The 16,857-nt window shown below is 62.3% G+C and carries 14 protein-coding genes and 1 pseudogene; 8 read left to right on the forward strand and 7 right to left on the reverse strand.

What is annotated here, in order from left to right; translation table 11 throughout:
• Positions 1 to 434 precede the first annotated feature (434 nt).
• On the reverse strand, positions 435 to 1,535 hold the full coding sequence (gene dnaN / locus TEP_RS19590; protein WP_005411731.1) for a DNA polymerase III subunit beta: 1,101 nt from the start codon (positions 1,533 to 1,535) through the stop codon (positions 435 to 437).
• A gap of 276 nt (positions 1,536 to 1,811) precedes the next feature.
• Positions 1,812 to 3,143 carry a chromosomal replication initiator protein DnaA gene (gene dnaA / locus TEP_RS19595; RefSeq protein WP_132826398.1) on the reverse strand — a complete coding sequence of 444 codons (1,332 nt, stop codon included), beginning with the start codon at positions 3,141 to 3,143 and terminating at the stop codon, positions 1,812 to 1,814.
• A 254-nt stretch (positions 3,144 to 3,397) separates the two neighbouring features.
• On the opposite strand from dnaA, the gene rpmH reads away from it, so the two are divergent.
• The 6 genes from rpmH (at position 3,398) to TEP_RS19625 (ending at position 10,563) form a co-directional block, all read left to right on the forward strand.
• Positions 3,398 to 3,538, forward strand: coding sequence for a 50S ribosomal protein L34 (gene rpmH, locus TEP_RS19600; protein ID WP_006404565.1), 141 nt, complete (start codon positions 3,398 to 3,400; stop codon positions 3,536 to 3,538).
• A 5-nt stretch (positions 3,539 to 3,543) separates the two neighbouring features.
• Positions 3,544 to 4,038, forward strand: coding sequence for a ribonuclease P protein component (gene rnpA / locus TEP_RS19605; protein ID WP_132826399.1), 495 nt, complete (start codon positions 3,544 to 3,546; stop codon positions 4,036 to 4,038).
• Positions 4,038 to 5,753, forward strand: coding sequence for a membrane protein insertase YidC (gene yidC / locus TEP_RS19610; RefSeq protein ID WP_132826400.1), 1,716 nt, complete (start codon positions 4,038 to 4,040; stop codon positions 5,751 to 5,753). The genes rnpA and yidC overlap by 1 nt, the downstream gene beginning before the upstream one ends.
• 130 nt (positions 5,754 to 5,883) lie before the next feature.
• Positions 5,884 to 8,553: a polysaccharide deacetylase family protein gene (locus TEP_RS19615; RefSeq protein WP_132826401.1), complete on the forward strand. Its 2,670-nt coding sequence runs from the start codon at positions 5,884 to 5,886 to the stop codon at positions 8,551 to 8,553.
• 3 nt (positions 8,554 to 8,556) lie between these two features.
• On the forward strand, positions 8,557 to 9,906 hold the full coding sequence (gene mnmE / locus TEP_RS19620) for a tRNA uridine-5-carboxymethylaminomethyl(34) synthesis GTPase MnmE (protein ID WP_132826402.1): 1,350 nt from the start codon (positions 8,557 to 8,559) through the stop codon (positions 9,904 to 9,906).
• Positions 9,907 to 9,975: 69 nt separating this feature from the next.
• A complete protein-coding gene (locus TEP_RS19625) occupies positions 9,976 to 10,563 on the forward strand; it encodes a sce7726 family protein (protein WP_132826403.1) in 588 nt (195 codons plus the stop codon).
• On the opposite strand, the gene TEP_RS19630 is transcribed toward TEP_RS19625, so the two are convergent.
• A complete protein-coding gene (locus tag TEP_RS19630; RefSeq protein WP_240790729.1) occupies positions 10,511 to 11,593 on the reverse strand; it encodes a beta family protein in 1,083 nt (360 codons plus the stop codon). The genes TEP_RS19625 and TEP_RS19630 overlap by 53 nt on opposite strands.
• Positions 11,594 to 11,813: 220 nt before the next feature.
• Between TEP_RS19630 and TEP_RS19635 the strand changes: the two genes are divergently transcribed.
• Positions 11,814 to 12,929, forward strand: a complete 1,116-nt coding sequence (locus TEP_RS19635; RefSeq protein ID WP_132826405.1) for a glycerophosphodiester phosphodiesterase — start codon at positions 11,814 to 11,816, stop codon at positions 12,927 to 12,929.
• Between the two features lie 80 nt (positions 12,930 to 13,009).
• Here the strand turns inward: TEP_RS19635 and TEP_RS19640 are convergent, their stop codons facing one another.
• From TEP_RS19640 to TEP_RS20055, 4 genes and pseudogenes are all read right to left on the reverse strand, one after another.
• Positions 13,010 to 13,795 carry a hypothetical protein gene (locus TEP_RS19640; protein ID WP_132826406.1) on the reverse strand — a complete coding sequence of 262 codons (786 nt, stop codon included), beginning with the start codon at positions 13,793 to 13,795 and terminating at the stop codon, positions 13,010 to 13,012.
• 250 nt (positions 13,796 to 14,045) lie between these two features.
• Positions 14,046 to 14,624, reverse strand: a complete 579-nt coding sequence (locus tag TEP_RS19645; RefSeq protein ID WP_132826407.1) for a hypothetical protein — start codon at positions 14,622 to 14,624, stop codon at positions 14,046 to 14,048.
• A 133-nt stretch (positions 14,625 to 14,757) separates the two neighbouring features.
• Positions 14,758 to 15,042: a hypothetical protein gene (locus TEP_RS19650; RefSeq protein ID WP_132826408.1), complete on the reverse strand. Its 285-nt coding sequence runs from the start codon at positions 15,040 to 15,042 to the stop codon at positions 14,758 to 14,760.
• Positions 15,043 to 15,171: 129 nt separating this feature from the next.
• Positions 15,172 to 15,411: pseudogene (locus TEP_RS20055) on the reverse strand (NAD(P)/FAD-dependent oxidoreductase); the annotation flags it as partial.
• Between the two features lie 1,044 nt (positions 15,412 to 16,455).
• On the opposite strand from TEP_RS20055, the gene TEP_RS19660 reads away from it, so the two are divergent.
• Entirely contained in the window at positions 16,456 to 16,668 is a 213-nt protein-coding gene (locus tag TEP_RS19660) for a DUF4287 domain-containing protein (protein WP_032977298.1), read from the forward strand.
• Positions 16,669 to 16,857 lie beyond the last annotated feature (189 nt).

The raw sequence follows: 16,857 nt of genomic DNA on the forward strand, positions 1-16,857 counted from the left end.
ATACAGGGGGTTTCAACCCTATAAAAGCTTTTTAAAACAGACACATAGCCTACTTTTACATGAAATCTGGCCCTACCATCACCACCAAGCTTTTGATTTATACCCAGATTTAGAAGCTAGGGAAACGCCGAATTCCTACGAAAGAGGCCTGTGGACAGAGAGGTCAGCACGCAAGCGGAAGCCGCTGGTTCGGATCCCGCTGCGTGCTCATATCCAACGTGTCTCGACATCTCAGCATGTGGATTCCACAGCTGGCTTCCCGGGATCGTGGGTTCCATGCGCCGACAACCCATCAGGGCAACGCGGATGCTCTCATCGGCAAGGAGCGACGAGGGCGGCGGTAAGCATTCGCAACGATGCTCCACGTGGAACAAAAAAAANGACGCCCGGGATCTCCCGGGCGTCCATGTGTTCCACGTGGAACGGCGAAGCTGTCAGAGGCGCAACGGCATCACCACGTGACGCGACTTCTCGCTGCTGGATTCGCGCACCAGCGCCGAGGAATTGGAATCGCGCAGCTGGATGATCACTTCTTCGTCGCGCAGGGCGGAGAGGGCATCCAGCAGGTAGTTCACGTTGAAGCCGATGGCCAGGTCGCTGACCGTGGTGTCGGCCTCGATCTCTTCCTGGGCTTCTTCCTGCTCCGGGTTGTGCGCGCTGATCTTCAGGTTGCCCGGCGAAACTTCCACGCGGATGCCGCGGTACTTCTCGTTGGACAGGATCGCAGCACGCTGCAGCGAGGCACGCAGTGCTTCGCGATCAACCTTCACCTCGCGGTCGGCACCAATCGGAATCACTGCCTCGTAATCCGGGAAGCGACCGTCGATCAGCTTCGAAGTGAAGGTGACATCGTCGCGCTTCACGCGAACGTGGCTGCGGCCGACTTCCAGTTCGATCTCGCGATCACCGCTTTCCAGCAGGCGCTGCAACTCGGTCACGCCCTTGCGCGGCACGATGATCTGGCGCTTGGAACCGCTGGGCTTGGCCAGATCGGTTTCGCACAGGGCCAGGCGATGGCCGTCGGTGGCGACGGTGCGCAGCGCATCACCGCGCAAGTCGAACAGCAGGCCGTTGAGGTAATAGCGCACGTCCTGCTGGGCCATCGCGAACGCAGTGCGCTCGATCAGCTCCTTCAGGGTTGCTTCGCCGATCGCGACACGCTCGGTGGCTTCCACTTCGTCCACCGACGGGAAGTCGTTGGAGGGCAGAGTGGCCAGGGTGAAGCGGCTGCGTCCTGCCTGCACGGTGATCTTGTCACCGGTCTGCGAGACGGTGATCCGGCTGCCATCAGGCAGGGCGCGGATGATCTCGAACAGCTTGCGGGCGGGAATGGTGGTTTCGCCGTCCTGGGCATCTTCAACCGCGATCCGCGACACCATCTCCACTTCCAGGTCGGTACCGGTCAGCGACAGCTGGCCGTTCTGCACCTGCACCAGGAAATTGGCCAGAACCGGAAGGGTCTGGCGGCGTTCGACCACGTTGACGACCTGTGCCAACGGCTTGAGAAAGGCTTCGCGCTGCAGTGTGAAACGCATGTGGTTCCGTGCCCCTATGCTTTAAAAAAATGTGGAATAAATCAAAAGCTTGGTGGTGCTGGTAGAGCCAGAATCGCTGGAAAACGCTGATAAGTCCTTGTAAACAAAAGGAATTAAGCCCTCGAAACCCTCTGCATTACCAGCCCCCAAGGGGTGGGGAAAGCTGTGGATAAATCTTCCGGGAAATCCAACGGCATTTTTATCCACACCCTGTCCCGCGCTTGCTACCGGATTCTGCACCGTTTTATGCGGTGACGCCTCATCGGCGTACGTGCATCATTCGCTCAGCTTCCGGATCAGCTTGTCCCAGTCCTCGCGAAGCTTGCCGTCGGCTTCCATCAGGGTGCGGATCTGCCGGCAGGCATGCAGCACCGTGGTGTGATCGCGACCGGCAAAGGCGTCGCCGATTTCGGGCAGGCTGTGTTCGGTCAGCTCCTTGGTCAGCGCCATGGCAACCTGGCGCGGACGGGCCAGCGACCGGGTCCGACGCTTGGACAGCAGATCCTTGATCTGCAGCCCGTAGTAATCGGCAACGGTTTTCTGGATGTTGGGAATGCTGATCGCCTGCTGCTGGGCGCGCAGCAGGTCGCGCAGGGTTTCCTGGGCGAATTCGGTGGTGATCGCGCGGCCGGTGAAATTGGCGCGGGCGGTCAGGGTATTCAGCGCACCCTCGAGGTCGCGCACATTGGAGCGCATCTTCTTGGCAATCAGGAACGCAACGTCATCGGGAATCTCGGCACCACGCTCGCGGGCCTTGGCCAGCACGATCGCCGCGCGGGTCTCGAAGTCCGGTGGCTCGATGGCGACCGACAGGCCCCAGGCAAGCCGCGACTTCAGGCGCGCTTCCAGGCCTTCGACTTCGCGCGGATAGCGGTCGCAGGTCAGGATGATCTGCTGCTTGCCATCGAACAGCGCGTTGAAGGTGTGGAAGAACTCTTCCTGGGTGCGATCCTTGCCAGCGAAGAACTGGATGTCATCGATCAGCAGCGCGTCGACCTGCTGGAACTGGCGCTTGAACTGATCCATGGTCTTTTCCTGCAAGGCCCGGATCATCGCGCTGAAGAACTGTTCCGAACGCAGGTACAGCACCTTGGCGGCCGGATTGGCCTGACGCATCGCGTTGCCGGCGGCGAACATCAGGTGGGTCTTGCCCAGGCCGGTGCCCCCGTACAGCAGCAGCGGATTGTGCGCGCGGTCGCCCGGCTTCTGCGCCGCCTGGAATGCTGCGGCCAGGCCCAGCTGGTTGCTGCGGCCTTCCACGAAGTTGGCGAAGGTGTAGTGGTTGTCCAGGTTGCCGGCAAAGGGAACCTGCGGCTGCACTGGCGCCTGCGCCGAATGGTTGGAAACCGGCGCGATCTGCGCGTCCACGGGCCGCGGACGCGAGCCGATTTCAAGAAATACGTCGCCGAAACCGGCAAAGTGGGTGACCAGCTCGCGGATCCGCGGCAGGTACAGTTCGCGCACCTGATCGACAATGAAGGCATTCGGTGCATACAGCACCAGGCTGTCAGCGCGCAGATCTGCCTGCAGCGGCTTCAACCAGGTGTGAACATCCTCGGGCGGGAACTCCGCCTCGAGTCGCTCGAGACTACGTGACCAGGCATCCATCAGCAATAATTGTCCGGTGGCCGATGCATAGGCGCGAAAAGGCGCCCAAACACAGGCCTGAAAGGGGGGAAATGGATGGCTCAGCCTACCACCGAGCGCCCGCCTTCGGAATGCTTGTCCCCTACTTATTCACAAAAAGATCCACAGCTATTGCACAGCCCGGTGAATTGGCGTAGCAGACAGGGGTTGACGGGAGGGGGGACACCTCTCTAAAATTTCCGGTTCTTTCCGTCCCATTCATACGAGAGGCCCACATGGCCACCAAGCGCACCTTCCAGCCCAGCAACCTCAAGCGTAAGCGCGACCACGGCTTCCGTGCCCGTATGAAGACCGCTGACGGCCGCAAGATCCTGTCGCGTCGCCGCGCCAAGGGCCGCAAAGTCCTGAGCGCCTGATTGCCATGCCGCATCCAGCGGCAGACGCAATCCATTCGACAGTGAATACTGCAGACCCGCGCAAGCGATTCCCTCGCTCTGCGCGGGTTCGCACGCGTGCCGAATATTCAACGGTCTTCAACGGCGCCCGCCGTGTGTCCGATCCGCTGATGACCCTGCACTGGCTACCGGCTGACCGGCCGGCCAGGCTGGGTCTGGCGGTTTCCCGCAAGGTCGATCCTCACGCCGTTGGGCGTAACCGGATCAAGCGCGTCCTGCGCGACGCCTTGCGTCAGACACGAACCGACATGCAGCCAGGCGACTTCGTCGTCGTGGCTCGTACTGCTGCGCGTCATGCCAGCAACGAAGATATCCGCCAGGCCTTCCTGCGCCTGCTGCGGCGCCTGCGCGCATTGCCCGCGCCGGGCGTGGACGGCACAATGCCGCCGCCTGATGGCATTGCCATTTCCTCCATCACCGAGCCGGCACCGCGTCCCGGCCCCGCTGAGCCTGCCTGCTGATGAACCAGACCCGTGTTTTCCTGATCTTTGCCTGGCTGATGGTGGCCGTGCTGCTGTGGATGGAGTGGAGCCGTGAGAAGTCCGCCCCGACCCCGGCGCCGACGACCAGCTCGGCCCCGGCTGCCGCCCAGAGCGTCCCCGGTGCGTCCCCGGGCAGCATCCCCAGCGCGCAGGTTCCCGGTGCCCCGGGTCAGGCCGCTGCACAGGCCCAGGCCAGCGCCACCCCGTCCGCACAGCGCGTGACCATCACCACCGACGTGCTGCGCCTGGTGCTCGATGGCGGCCGCGTGCTAGACGCCGAACTGCTGCAGTTCCCGCAGAGCAAGGACGAAGGCAGCCCGCCGGTGCGCCTGCTGACCGAAGATCCCGCCCATCCCTACAGCGCGGTCAGCGGCTGGGCCAGCGAAGACAAGAACACCCCGGTGCCGGGTACCGACGGCTTCAAGCTGGTCGGTGACACCCGCGACTTCGTGCTGGCCAAGGGCCAGAACGAACTGCAGGTTCCGTTCGTATGGACCGCCGACAACGGCGTGACCATCAAGCGCACCCTGATCGTGGGCCGCAACGAGTATGCGATCCGCTTCAAGGACGAAGTCAGCAATGCCGGCGCCGCGCCGTGGAACGGTTACGTCTACCGCACCCTGGACCGCACCCCGACGATCCTGTCGCGGAGCATGACCAACCCGGACTCGTTCAGCTTCAACGGTGCCACCTGGTACGACAACGACAAGAAGTACCAGCGTCGTGCGTTCAAGGATTACCTGGACGATGGCGCGCTGAACCAGAACATCACCGGCGGCTGGCTGGCGATGCTGCAGCACCACTTCTTCACCGCCTGGATCCCGCAGAAGGACCAGACCGCACACTACGTGCTGTCGCAGGTGGCCGGTCGTGACCTGATCGAAGCGCGTGGCCCGGCCTTCACCGTGGCCCCGGGCCAGTCCACCAGCACCGAGGCCCGCCTGTGGGTCGGCCCGAAGCTGGTCAACCTGATCGCCAAGGAAGACGTGCCGGGTCTGGACCGTGTGGTCGACTACAGCCGCTTCTCGATGATGGCGGTGATCGGCCAGGGCCTGTTCTGGGTGCTCAACCAGGTGCACAAGCTGGTGGGCAACTGGGGCTGGGCCATCGTCGGCCTGGTGGTGCTGCTGAAGATCGTGCTGTACCCGCTGTCGGCGACGCAGTACAAGAGTGGCGCCAAGATGCGTCGCTTCCAGCCGCGCATCGCACAGCTGAAGGAACGCTATGGCGATGACCGCCAGAAGTTCCAGACCGCGATGATGGAGCTGTACAAGAAGGAAAAGATCAATCCGATGGGCGGCTGCCTGCCGATCCTCATCCAGATGCCGATCTTCTTCGCCCTGTACTGGGTGCTGGTGGAATCGGTCGAACTGCGCCAGGCGCCCTGGTTCGGCTGGATCCAGGACCTGACCGCCCGTGACCCGTACTTCATCCTGCCGGTGATCAACGTAGCGGTGATGTGGTTCACCCAGAAGCTGACGCCGGCACCGGGCATGGACCCGATGCAGCAGAAGATGATGCAGTTCATGCCGCTGGTGTTCGGCGTCATGATGGCCTTCATGCCGTCCGGCCTGGTCCTGTACTGGGTGGTCAACGGTGGCTTGGGCCTGCTGCAGCAGTGGTGGATGACCAAGCGCCACGGCAGCGACCCGGTGCCGGCCACGGCCACCACCGCTCCGGCCAAGAAGAAGTAAGGCGCGTCTGCGCCGATCGGTAGAGCCGGCCGCTGGCCGGCTGACCTCAGCAGAAGCCCGCCGCAAGGCGGGCTTTTCGCATGCGGCGTTAGAATCGCCGGCACACCCTATCCTTTTGCTCGAGTCCGCCATGCCGCGTGCGCCGTCGTTCCGCCTGTTTCTGCCCAGTCTGCTGCTGACCCTGCTCGTGGGCGGCTGCGGCGAAAAGGACGCGCAGGCACCAGCGGCAGTCACCCAGCCGAGCGCACAGGCCGCTGCCGCCGCAGACCCGGCCGCCGCGCCGTTGCTGGGCGCATTGCAGAAGCAGCTCGACGGCTATCGACGGATCATCGTGCTGCTGGCCGATGAGGAACGGCAGTCCGCGGCCGATCGCACCACCTCCACCCGCATCGGCCAGCAGCTGTTCCACGATGGCCTGGAACAGCGCAGCGCCATTGCCACGCAGTTCGACACCCTGCTGCGCGGCACCAGCCCGCAGCGCTTTGCTACCCTGGGCACGGTGCTGGATTACATCGAGTCGGCACCGGAACTGTTCGATGCCGATCGCCTGGCGTTCCGCGAAGTGCTGCGTGACCTGCACGAACGCATCGGCGCCGATTCCTCGTTGCCGGCGGTGAAGCTGCACCAGCGCATCGGTGAAGATCTGGAGGCGCTGGACGAGATCGAGCGCAACTACAACCAGGAACTGACCCGCATCTTCAGCCGCTTCGAGCGCACCCGTGCCATCGAACTGAAGCGCGAGAAGTGGGACGACTACATCGCGCACCTGCAAAAGGACTACAGCCGCGAAGCGATCCTGCGCGACTACGGCGTGATCGAGCCGTACCCGATGTCGATGAAGGACAGCGACCGCGAGATCTTCGGCCGCGATCTGCCGCCGAAGACGGTGGTGCTGACCTTCGACGATGGCCCGCACAAGGCCTATACCGATGAAGTGGTGGCCATCCTCAAGCGCTACGACGTACCGGGCGTGTTCTTCGAGGTTGGGCGCAACCTGGGCAAGGTCGATGCCGACGGCAAGGTCAGCCTCGGCCCGATGGCCAAGATCAGCCGCAACCTGATGGAAGAGGGCTACGCCGTCGGCAACCACAGCCTGACCCATGCGCAGCTGTCTCGCACCACCGGCGATGCGCTGCGCCAGCAGGTGCTGGACACCGACACCCTGCTGAAGGACGTGGACAGCAAGCGCGCGCCGCTGTTCCGCTTCCCGTATGGCGCACGCAACGCCGAAGGCCTGCAGCTGCTCAACGAGGCGGGCCTTAAGTCGATCATGTGGAACATCGATTCGATGGACTGGGCCGACCCGGTGCCTGAATCGATCGTGCAGCGCGTGCTCGACCAGGTGAACAAGGAACAGCGCGGCATCATCCTGTTCCACGATATCCACGACCGCGCGGTGAAGGCACTGCCGCAGATCCTGGACCGGCTGATCGCCGACGGCTACCAGTTCGCCGGCTGGAATGGCCGCGACTTCAGCGTCGCCCGACCGCGCAAGGGCAGCGACCGCGATGCCACCGTCACAACCGGTTATGAAAAATCGTGGGCGATCGTGGTCGGCATCGACAACTACGCCAAGTGGCCGAAGCTGGAATACGCCAGCCACGATGCCCAGGCCGTGGCCGATACGCTGACCGGGCAGTTCGGCTTCCCGTCCTCGCAGGTGATCGTGCTGAAGAACGAGCAGGCCACGCGCAACAACATCCTGGCCGCCTTCCACGACCGCCTGGCCGATGACCGCACCGGAAAGAACGACCGCGTGTTCGTGTTTTTTGCTGGCCACGGTGCTACCCGCCAGCTCGCCTCCGGCCGCGACCTGGGCTACATCATCCCGGTGGATTCGGATCCGAAGGAATTCGCCACCGATGCCATCGCGATGACCGACATCCAGAACATCGCCGAGAGCATGCAGGCCAAGCATGTGATGTTCGTGATGGATGCCTGCTACAGCGGTCTGGGCCTGACCCGTGGCGGCCCGTCGTCATCGTCGTTCCTGCGCGAGAACGCACGCCGCAGCGCGCGACAGATGTTGACCGCCGGCGGTGCCGACCAGCAGGTGGCCGATGCCGGCCCGAACGGCCACTCGGTGTTCACCTGGGTGTTGCTGCAGGCATTGGCTGGCAAGGGCGATCTCAATGGCGATGGCCTGATCACCGGTACCGAGCTGGCCGCCTATGTGGCGCCGGCGGTGTCGGCGGTGTCGCAGCAGACGCCGGCGTTCGGCAGCCTGCCCGGCTCGCAGGGGGGCGAGTTCGTGTTCCAGGTGCCGGACAGCCAGGAATACCTCAACGCCGATACGCGCCAGCTGACTGCCGATGCGATCGCCCTGAACAACAAGGTCGACGCTGCCCAGGACGCCAAGAACAGCGAAGCGCCAGTGACCGTGGCCGACCTGCAGGGCGGCAAGGCCAAGCTGGTGGTGCCGACGGCCGGACCGGCCTCTGACCGCCAGCGCTCGCAGCAGGCCAACGACCGTGGCCTGCAGCTGTACCGCGAGAAGCGCTACGACGAAGCCGCCGTGCAGTTCGCCGAGGCACTGAAGCTGCGCCCGGATTTTGCCCAGGCGGCCAACAACCTCGGCTTCGTCTACTACCGCCAGCAGCGCTATGCCGAAGCCGCGCGCTGGCTGGAGAACACGTTGAGGATCGACCCGTCGCGCGCGGTGGCCCATCTCAACCTGGGCGATGCCTATTTCCACGTTGGCGACAAGGCCAAGGCGAAGCAGGCCTACACCACCTACCTGGCGCTGCAGCCGCAGGGCAGCGGTGCGGCGCAGGCCCGCGCGCAGCTGGAGAAGCTCTGAGCGATGAACGACATGAAGCGTACCGAGACCATCGTGGCCATTGCCAGCGCACCCGGCGCGGGTGGCGTCGGCCTGCTGCGCCTGTCAGGCCCGCGTGCCGCAGCGATTGCCAACGCGCTCGGCGCACCGACGTTGCGCCCGCGGCATGCGCATTACGCGCGCCTGCGCGATGCAGACGGTGAGGTGATCGATGATGGCATCGTGCTGTGGTTCCCGGCGCCGAACAGCTTCACCGGCGAAGAAGTGGTGGAACTGCAGGGCCATGGCAGCCCGGTACTGCTGCAGCAGCTGGTCGCACGCTGCATTGCATTGGGCGCGCGGCAGGCGCGGCCGGGCGAGTTCAGCGAACGGGCTTTCCTCAACGGCAAGCTCGACCTGGCTCAGGCCGAAGCCATCGCCGATCTGATCGCCGCCGGTGACAACCGCGCGGCACGTGCTGCACGCCGTTCGCTGGATGGTGTGTTTTCGCGCCGCATCGATGCGGTGGTCGAACAGCTGGTAATGCTGCGCGTCCACGTGGAAGCGGCCATCGATTTCGCCGATGAGCCGCTGGACACACTCGGTGGCGCACAGGTGCGGCGTGGCCTGGAGCAGGCGCGCAGCGATCTGGCCCTGCTGCGTCGCGACGCAGAGCGTGGCCGTCGTCTGCGCGATGGCCTGCATGCGGTACTGATCGGCCCACCGAATGCCGGCAAGAGCTCGCTGTTGAACGCACTGGCCGGCAGCGAGCGTGCCATCGTCACCGACATCGCTGGCACCACCCGTGACACGCTGCGCGAGACCATCCGCCTGGATGGGCTGGAACTGACCCTGGTCGATACAGCCGGTCTGCGCGATGGCGGTGATGCCATCGAACGCGAAGGCATGCGTCGCGCGCGTGCGGAGATCGAGCGCACCGACCTGGCGTTGATCGTGCTGGATGCACGCGACCCGGCAGCCGGCGAAGCCGCGATCGGCGAAGCGGTACTGGCGGTGCCGCACAAGGTCTACATCCACAACAAGTCGGATCTGTTGGATGCCATGCCGGTGCAGGACGACCCGGATCGGGTGTTCGTTTCGGCCGCCACCGGCGCCGGGCTCGAAGATCTGCATGCGCGCCTGCGTTCGATCGCTTCGGCCGGGGCAGGGGAGCAGGTGGAGGGCGAATTCTCCGCACGCACCCGCCACGTCGATGCGATCGAACGCGCACAGGAACACGCGCAGCGGGCGGATGGCGAGCTGGTGCACGAGCACCTGGAGCTGGCGGCCGAGGAGCTGCGGCTGGCGCACGACGCGCTGGGCGAAATCACTGGGCAGATGAGTGCCGATGATCTGCTGGGCAGGATTTTCTCCAGCTTCTGCATCGGCAAGTAGTGCCGCGATGAACTGCGACATGCCTGGATTTCATGCAGTACAGCGACTCCCTCTTGGTACGATTCGACAATGGACCCGATAACCGACAGCGACGTCAGATCCGCGCTCCTTCGGAAGGTGATCGCTGAGCACGTTGCCAATCCCAATACGCTGGTCGTGGAGGAGATGGGGCTTGCTCGCGGTGCCTGTCGGGTTGATGTCTGCGTCATCAACGGTCACCTGCACGGCTACGAGATCAAGAGCGACGTGGACACGCTGCGCAGGCTTCCCATGCAGCAGCAGTTCTATTCAAACGTTCTCGACAAAGCGACGATTGTCGTGGGGCAGCGGCATCTTGACCACGCGCTGGAGGTCCTGCCGGAGTGGTGGGGCGTTCGCACTGTATCGCGCGGCGCGCGTAATGCGGTGCGAATGGAGCTTTTGCGACCCGCCAGGCTCAATCCGTCGGTCAATGGGATGGACGTTGCCGCCCTTCTCTGGCGTGATGAGATCACGACACTGATATGTGCACGGAACCCGGACAAGGCAGCGCTGCGCGGCAATCGCACAGCGCTGTGTGAGCGGCTTGGAGAGGTATACAGCCTCGCCGAGATCCGCACGCTGGTCAGGGAACAGTTGAAGTGCCGGACAGATTGGCGAGGTCGCGAACAACCTTAGTCAGGTGGTGATTGGTCGCCACCGTTGGCCAGGTCGAACTTCCGCCTGTACTGGCGACGTTGTTGGCGCAATCTTCGATGTACTCGTCGCCAGCACTGTAAGTTCGCCCCATGAATACCACCGGGCGATCAGAAATCAGGTGCCTGCACAGGTCGCGATACTGGTCTCGGCCATTGCGCTTGACCTGGGTGCCGACGATGATCCGCCACTGGTCATCGATCGTGTACTTGATCTTTGCATTCGGGTCGAACAGGCGTGGGTCCATCATCTCCGTCTGTGGTGACGCGCATCCGTAGTCACCGAACCATGGCTGACGCTGCAGGGCACCGGCTGTCAGTCGGGTGTACCCCCGCCATTCGCGACGGTGAACGTCACCATGAGGGCGATAGCCTGCTGACGGGCTCAGGCTTGCAGGGAAGCTGCCACCGGCCACGGTGAGCGATCTCCATCGGCTGATGTAGGGCAATCCAGCGATCCATGCCTGCCAGACCGATGCCTGCAGGGTCGGAGAATCTGCGACATCTGCCGTACTGTCCAGAACGATGTCCACTTGCTCCGGGGCTACACCCAGGAGATGCAACAAGCCGTCGATCTTCGCCAGAGGACTGCCTTCCAGATCATCGGGAACCAGACGCAGTCCGCACCCACGATCATCCTGGGCGATGATGCTGGCGACTGCCTGCTGATACGCCAGATGCCGGCCGATACCGGTTACCGGAATGGCCTGGCAGCCCGACGCCCGTGCGAGATCGAAGACGCGCGCGAGGTGATGGTCTCCATTGGCCATCGTGTCGTCGCCGGCAAGATGCGGTGAATCGAACAGGCAACGGCGTTTCTTCCAATTGGTGCTCAGTCGCTTGCCTACATTCTTCAGGTGATCATCAAGCGACTTGGCGGGTGTCTCGTTCTCGAAGTCCCACTGTTCAACCGGGATCTCGAACAGGGGATACATCCAGTCCTTTATGGTCTCGCGTGTACGACCTACCGCGAGGTACTCACCTTGTCGCCATTTCAGGATAGGCATGTACATTGTTTTCTCCATGGTCCGATCCTCCGCCAACATCGGTGTTGGTCAGTCGAGGCTATGACCCATCGTTTCCGCGGTTCAATCGGAAAAATTGCAGAATCCAATCCGAATTGCGGTCACCGCGATCATTGGCCAACCGCAGGCAGCCGGCCCCCAGCTCCCCCAACCTGTCACATTCCCGCCGCATACTGACGCCCATCACAAACCGCTTGAGGAAGTCGCAGTGAAGTCGTGGGGTCGTGCGTTGCTGTTGTCGCTGGCCGTGGCACCATCGGTGGCCATGAGTGCTGAATCCTCCCCTCCGGCCGCGCCCAGGGCGTCGGTCTACGGCCACCGCGGTGCAAGCGCATTGCTGCCCGAACACACGCTGGCAGCCTATGCGCAGGCCATCGCCGACGGTGCCGATTACATCGAACCGGACCTGGTGATGACCAAGGACGGGGTGATGGTGGCCCGCCATGAGAACGAGATCGGTGGCACCACCGATGTGGCCGAGCACAAGGAATTCGCCAAGCGGAAGACCCGCAAGGTCATCGACGGGCAGACGGTCGAAGGCTGGTTCACCGAAGACTTCACCCTGGCCGAGCTGAAGACGCTGTACGCCCGCGAGCGCCTGCCGGAGTTCCGCAGCACCGCCTATGACGGCCAGTTCCGCGTCGCCAGCCTGGACGAGATCCTGGCGTTCCTGGTCCAGCAGGCCGGTCGTGCCAACCGTGGCATCGGCCTGGTGCCGGAGATCAAGCACCCGACCTACTTCCAGTCGATCGGCCTGCCGATGGAAGACACGCTGCTGGCCGCGCTGCGCGGCAACGCCTATACCAACGTCGGCCCGGTCACCATCCAGTCGTTCGAGACGGCCAACCTGCGCTACCTGCGCGGCAAGATCCCGCGCGGCAGCAACATCCGCCTGCTGCAGCTGCTGTGGAAGGGCGACACCCAGCCGGCCGATGTCGCCAAGGCCGGCGGCGCGCTGACCTATGCGCAGATGATGACTCCGGCGGGACTGAAGGACATCGCCGCCTATGCCGACGGCATCGGCCCGGAGCTGCGCTCGATCATCCCGCTGGAGGCCAACGGTGCGCTGGGCACGCCGACGTCGCTGGTGCGCGATGCGCACGCGGTGGGCCTGATGGTGATTCCGTACACCTTCCGCCCGGAGAACCATTTCCAGGCCAGCAACCTGCGCAAGGGCGCGGACAATGCGCGCAACGCGGAGGGGTCGATCGCGGAGATGCGTGCCTACCTGGCGACGGGCATCGATGCGTTCTTCACCGATGACCCGGCCTTGGGCCGGCAGGCGGTGGATGGCATGGGCGCGGCAGGTAACGCGGCGGACTGACCCGTCAACGTCGCCGGGCATGGCCCGGCGCTACCCGGGCGTCCACACACGGTAGCCCCCTAACAGCGCACCCGTTAAACTCAAAATTTCGCAGAACCACCGGAATCGACAGACATTCGAATTCTCTGGAGCTTTTCGAAATCAGGCCTACCGTGCCTCTCACTGGAGCTACTACCATCCGGGTAATAGAATACCCCGCTATCACCTATTCGCTTTACTTTTGGCCCAACCGAATACACTGCGTAACGAGAGTGAAGGATGGGTTCAAATTCTATACTCCGACCATTAACCGCCCTGTACATAAGATCCCCTTCACCGCTCCTAGTTAAATGCACCACCCTCCTGCATCCACCAACAAAACTCTCCCTCACCCACGGATAATAGTCAGGTCTAAGCACAAAATTGCCATCTTCTTCGAAATTTGGACCACCATATGCAGAATCGGCTTCATCAAACATAACGACAACGCCCCCGCCGACGCCATAGGTCACATCCTCACCAAACTGACTGGTGTTTTCGTACTCAACGCCGAAAATCACGTTACTCAACTTCCATCGACAACTTCCGCCACCGTCGACAGCAAGCTCGGCCCGCAGAATCTCAGTACCTCTCTCAGGCGTAGCTTGCGCCTCCAGCTGCCTATAGCTATCCCGCCGATATGATTCTCCGTTCACGTCGTAAGCGACGAAGGTGCACACGGTAGAACGATAAGTAGCCTGCACTTTTCGCGCGACCAATTCATTGGGAACTTTAACTTTTATGACAACCTTCTCACCACTGAAGTCGGGATATAAACCACCATCCACGGCATATCCATTCCATGAAATCACAAACAAAAATAACCCCATCAGCTTGATATATTTCATATAACACCAAAGAAGAATAATTACCAACAGCACATCCCTTAACAACATGCCTTTGATTCTGCTGGAACCTCAAACCTGCGCAAGGCATGCGCTCCAACTTCAACCTGAGGCGTTACCAACAGAGCCCAACCCAAACGATTCCGCACATCAAGGAACATCCGGCGCGCTGAAGTTCACTCACAAACATTTGCCAACAAAGAGTTTACCCGTACTTCTCTCGCCCATAGAGCCAATCAACCATGCGGCCCGCCTAGAAACCAGGCGGCTGCTCGACCCATCTAACAATGGGGCCGCCAGCACCAGATAAGCCACAAGATGGGATTAACCTCCCGCCATTTGAGTTGGCCGAATATTTAACATATCTAACCCCCTCGTTAGCCTTACACACAAGAAAGGCAACGCTGTAGACATCAGCCGAAAGAGATGCGCTACTGACTTCAAACACATATACCTTGTTTATTTCTATTGTTAATGGCTGTTTGTACGCATCAAATTTTTCGACCTCGTAGGCATCCGGCACCACGCCAAATGAGAGGCAGTCCCCCGGTTGCATGGTCACAGGAGCCCTCCCCTTTTCAAGCGCCAGGCCCCAAGCTCTGGGACTTCGCGCATAGCTTTCAGACAGGGTCGCCCAGCCCACAGAGAATGTCCCTTTCGCATCAGCAGGCAGACATATTGCTGGCTGACCATCTATGGCTGTAATTTCTGCAAGCGCCACATATCCCAAAGGGGTCGCGCAAGCTGCCCCCACACTGAAAATCAAGCAACAAACAACTGGCAGGTAAGGCCTCATAGTTTCGTCCGTTCCTGGGAAGATCAGCTTTATCAAAGGAATTCATAAGAAGCCACGCCACAGTTTTAGCCGGCAGATCGGGATTCTTAGCAGAATTTTCTCTACTCCAAACCCTCATCGGGTCTTTCACGAGGCAGATCATGTGGCAGCCCGGTACTATTTCGCCCTGTTACTGCACCGGTTCGAACTGGAGTTTTACCCGGTGGCGGCCTTCCAAGTCGATATGGCCATACCCGCCAGTGAAGGTAGCCATTTGGCCTGGGTCGAGGGTCACGCTGCCGCCGATGCCGCTGCAGCGGGTTCTCCCGTTTAGGAAGCGCCCATGCTTCACGCGAGCGTAGAAGTAGTCGTTCTCGCTTTCCAAGCCCTCGCCCAGGGCGATTGCGTCACCCCGCGCGATGTAGCGCTCTCCTAGTGGTAGCCCTCGCCATAGGGGAGAGATCGCCTCGGCCATTCATGCCCCTTCGAGTAACGCCGCAGTATCGCGGCGGTGACAGGCGCTGGCATGGATATGCTGCTCCACGGCCGCGTAGCTGATCTGCGGCGCCCATACTCCATCCTGCCCACGCGTTCGCTTGTGCCGGCGCAGGTCCACGCCACTGGCGCGCAGTTCGCTGGCCAGCCACCGCATCAGGTTCGGCGTATCGCTGGTGAGGAAGTAATAACCCGGTGCAGTCAGCAGCACGTTGTGCAGGTTCGGCGCATACAGGCGCACGCGTGCGACGCGTTGCACGAGATGATCGGGCATGCGCCCCAGCCAGGTCTGTTCCATCGCCTCCTTCACCACGATGCCGGTGGTATGCAGGCGTTCGCCGGGGTCGGCGTTTCCGTGTGCGTCCACCACGGAAAANAAAGAAGAAAATCANAAGCAACAGCGGGTCGCTTCGCTCGTTCCCCGCGATCATCTTTCCGATGGATCCCCATCCATCAGTTCNCAAACGAAAAGAGCCGAGCAGATGCTCGGCTCCATCGCGAATGCTTCATCCACGCATGGCGTGGATCTACTGTGTCGNCCAGGGTCGACACCCACCAACAGCAGCACAGACGCCGTTNCGACAGCAGCGGAAAACNGTCGAAGGCGGGGTGGTGTCGGGTTGCGGGGTGTCAGCCGCATGGATGCGGCTGNCAAGCCTTATCTGATTGGAATCTGGCACCGTAGGTGTCGAGAGCCGGCGTGGGCCGCCGTGTAAGCCTGGATCTCGACGATCGCCTTGTAGCTTGGCGCCCACGCCGGAATCTCCCTTGATCCGCCCGAACAGTTGCTGGCCTCTGACAATTTCCGTGTGCGTCCACCCACGGAAGAGAAAAAAAGAAGAGCAGGAGCCAAAGCGGGTCGCTTCGCTCCACGGCCGTCGGGGTCGGATCTGTTTTCCGCAGGAAAGCGGCTCCGACCCCTTCTTCGTTGATCCGACACCAGAAACCGCCTTTGTTTCCGCCTTTGCCGTCCGCTCCGCCCCATGAACCTGTCGAGGCCGGGGCGGTGTGGGCTCGCGGGGGCGTAAGCGCCATGGATGGCGCGCCCGAGCCTCCAGGGGTGAGGGCGCTTTGATTGCGAAGCACTGCTTCGCAAGCGCCCGAACGCACAGCCGCCAGCGGCTGGGCCGGTCTGGGGATTTACGGCGTCCCCCGCGGGCCCACACACGGCGTCCCCCGCAACCGGACCCACCCCGCCTTAGACAGTTTTTCCGCGATCTGTTGGNANGGCATGNCCTGCTCTTGGTGGGTGTCGACCTTGGTCGACACGTAGATCCNCGCCGTGCGTGGACGCGTGCCCGGTGCTGCCGGGGTTGTTCGGTTAATGCGCCATGTCGATTTGTGGTTCTGTGGTTCGTCGAATGGGTACTTTCCAGACAACAGGGAGCAGCACATGAGCACCGACAGCAAACCCAAGGGCCCGGCGTCCTATTTTCCTTCCATCGAAAAGACCTACGGGCAGCCGGTGGCGCATTGGCTGGCGCTGCTGGCCAAACGGCCGGGGCTGAAGCACATGGAACTGGTCAGCTTCCTGAAATCCGAGCACGGGCTGGGCCATGGCCACGCAAACGCCCTGGTCGCCCACCACCTGGCCACCCAGCGCTGAGACAACCGCTCCACCAAGCGCAGCGACCCGCTTCTGCTCTTCTTTTTTCTTTACGTGGCTGGACGCGCACGGAACCTTTCCAAGGCCGGGCGGGTGGGCTGTGCAGGGGCGTGAGCCGCATGGGCCCGAGGCATGCCTCGGGCGGGTTGGGCAGGACGCTCAACCCCGGTCTTGCCGTGCGCGCAGGAG

It is taken from the genome of Stenotrophomonas sp. TEPEL (genome assembly GCF_004348785.1).
GTDB classification, from domain to species: Bacteria; Pseudomonadota; Gammaproteobacteria; order Xanthomonadales; family Xanthomonadaceae; genus Stenotrophomonas; species Stenotrophomonas indicatrix.

Bases quoted from the DNA above. Each gene is read 5' to 3' on its own strand.
- dnaN (WP_005411731.1), bottom strand. From the start codon at position 1,535: ATGCGTTTCACACTGCAGCGCGAAGCCTTTCTCAAGCCGTTGGCACAG.
- dnaA (WP_132826398.1), bottom strand. From the start codon at position 3,143: ATGGATGCCTGGTCACGTAGTCTCGAGCGACTCGAGGCGGAGTTCCCG.
- rpmH (WP_006404565.1), top strand. From the start codon at position 3,398: ATGGCCACCAAGCGCACCTTCCAGCCCAGCAACCTCAAGCGTAAGCGC.
- rnpA (WP_132826399.1), top strand. From the start codon at position 3,544: ATGCCGCATCCAGCGGCAGACGCAATCCATTCGACAGTGAATACTGCA.
- yidC (WP_132826400.1), top strand. From the start codon at position 4,038: ATGAACCAGACCCGTGTTTTCCTGATCTTTGCCTGGCTGATGGTGGCC.
- TEP_RS19615 (WP_132826401.1), top strand. From the start codon at position 5,884: ATGCCGCGTGCGCCGTCGTTCCGCCTGTTTCTGCCCAGTCTGCTGCTG.
- mnmE (WP_132826402.1), top strand. From the start codon at position 8,557: ATGAACGACATGAAGCGTACCGAGACCATCGTGGCCATTGCCAGCGCA.
- TEP_RS19625 (WP_132826403.1), top strand. From the start codon at position 9,976: ATGGACCCGATAACCGACAGCGACGTCAGATCCGCGCTCCTTCGGAAG.
- TEP_RS19630 (WP_240790729.1), bottom strand. From the start codon at position 11,593: ATGTACATGCCTATCCTGAAATGGCGACAAGGTGAGTACCTCGCGGTA.
- TEP_RS19640 (WP_132826406.1), bottom strand. From the start codon at position 13,795: ATGAAATATATCAAGCTGATGGGGTTATTTTTGTTTGTGATTTCATGG.
- TEP_RS19650 (WP_132826408.1), bottom strand. From the start codon at position 15,042: ATGGCCGAGGCGATCTCTCCCCTATGGCGAGGGCTACCACTAGGAGAG.
- TEP_RS19660 (WP_032977298.1), top strand. From the start codon at position 16,456: ATGAGCACCGACAGCAAACCCAAGGGCCCGGCGTCCTATTTTCCTTCC.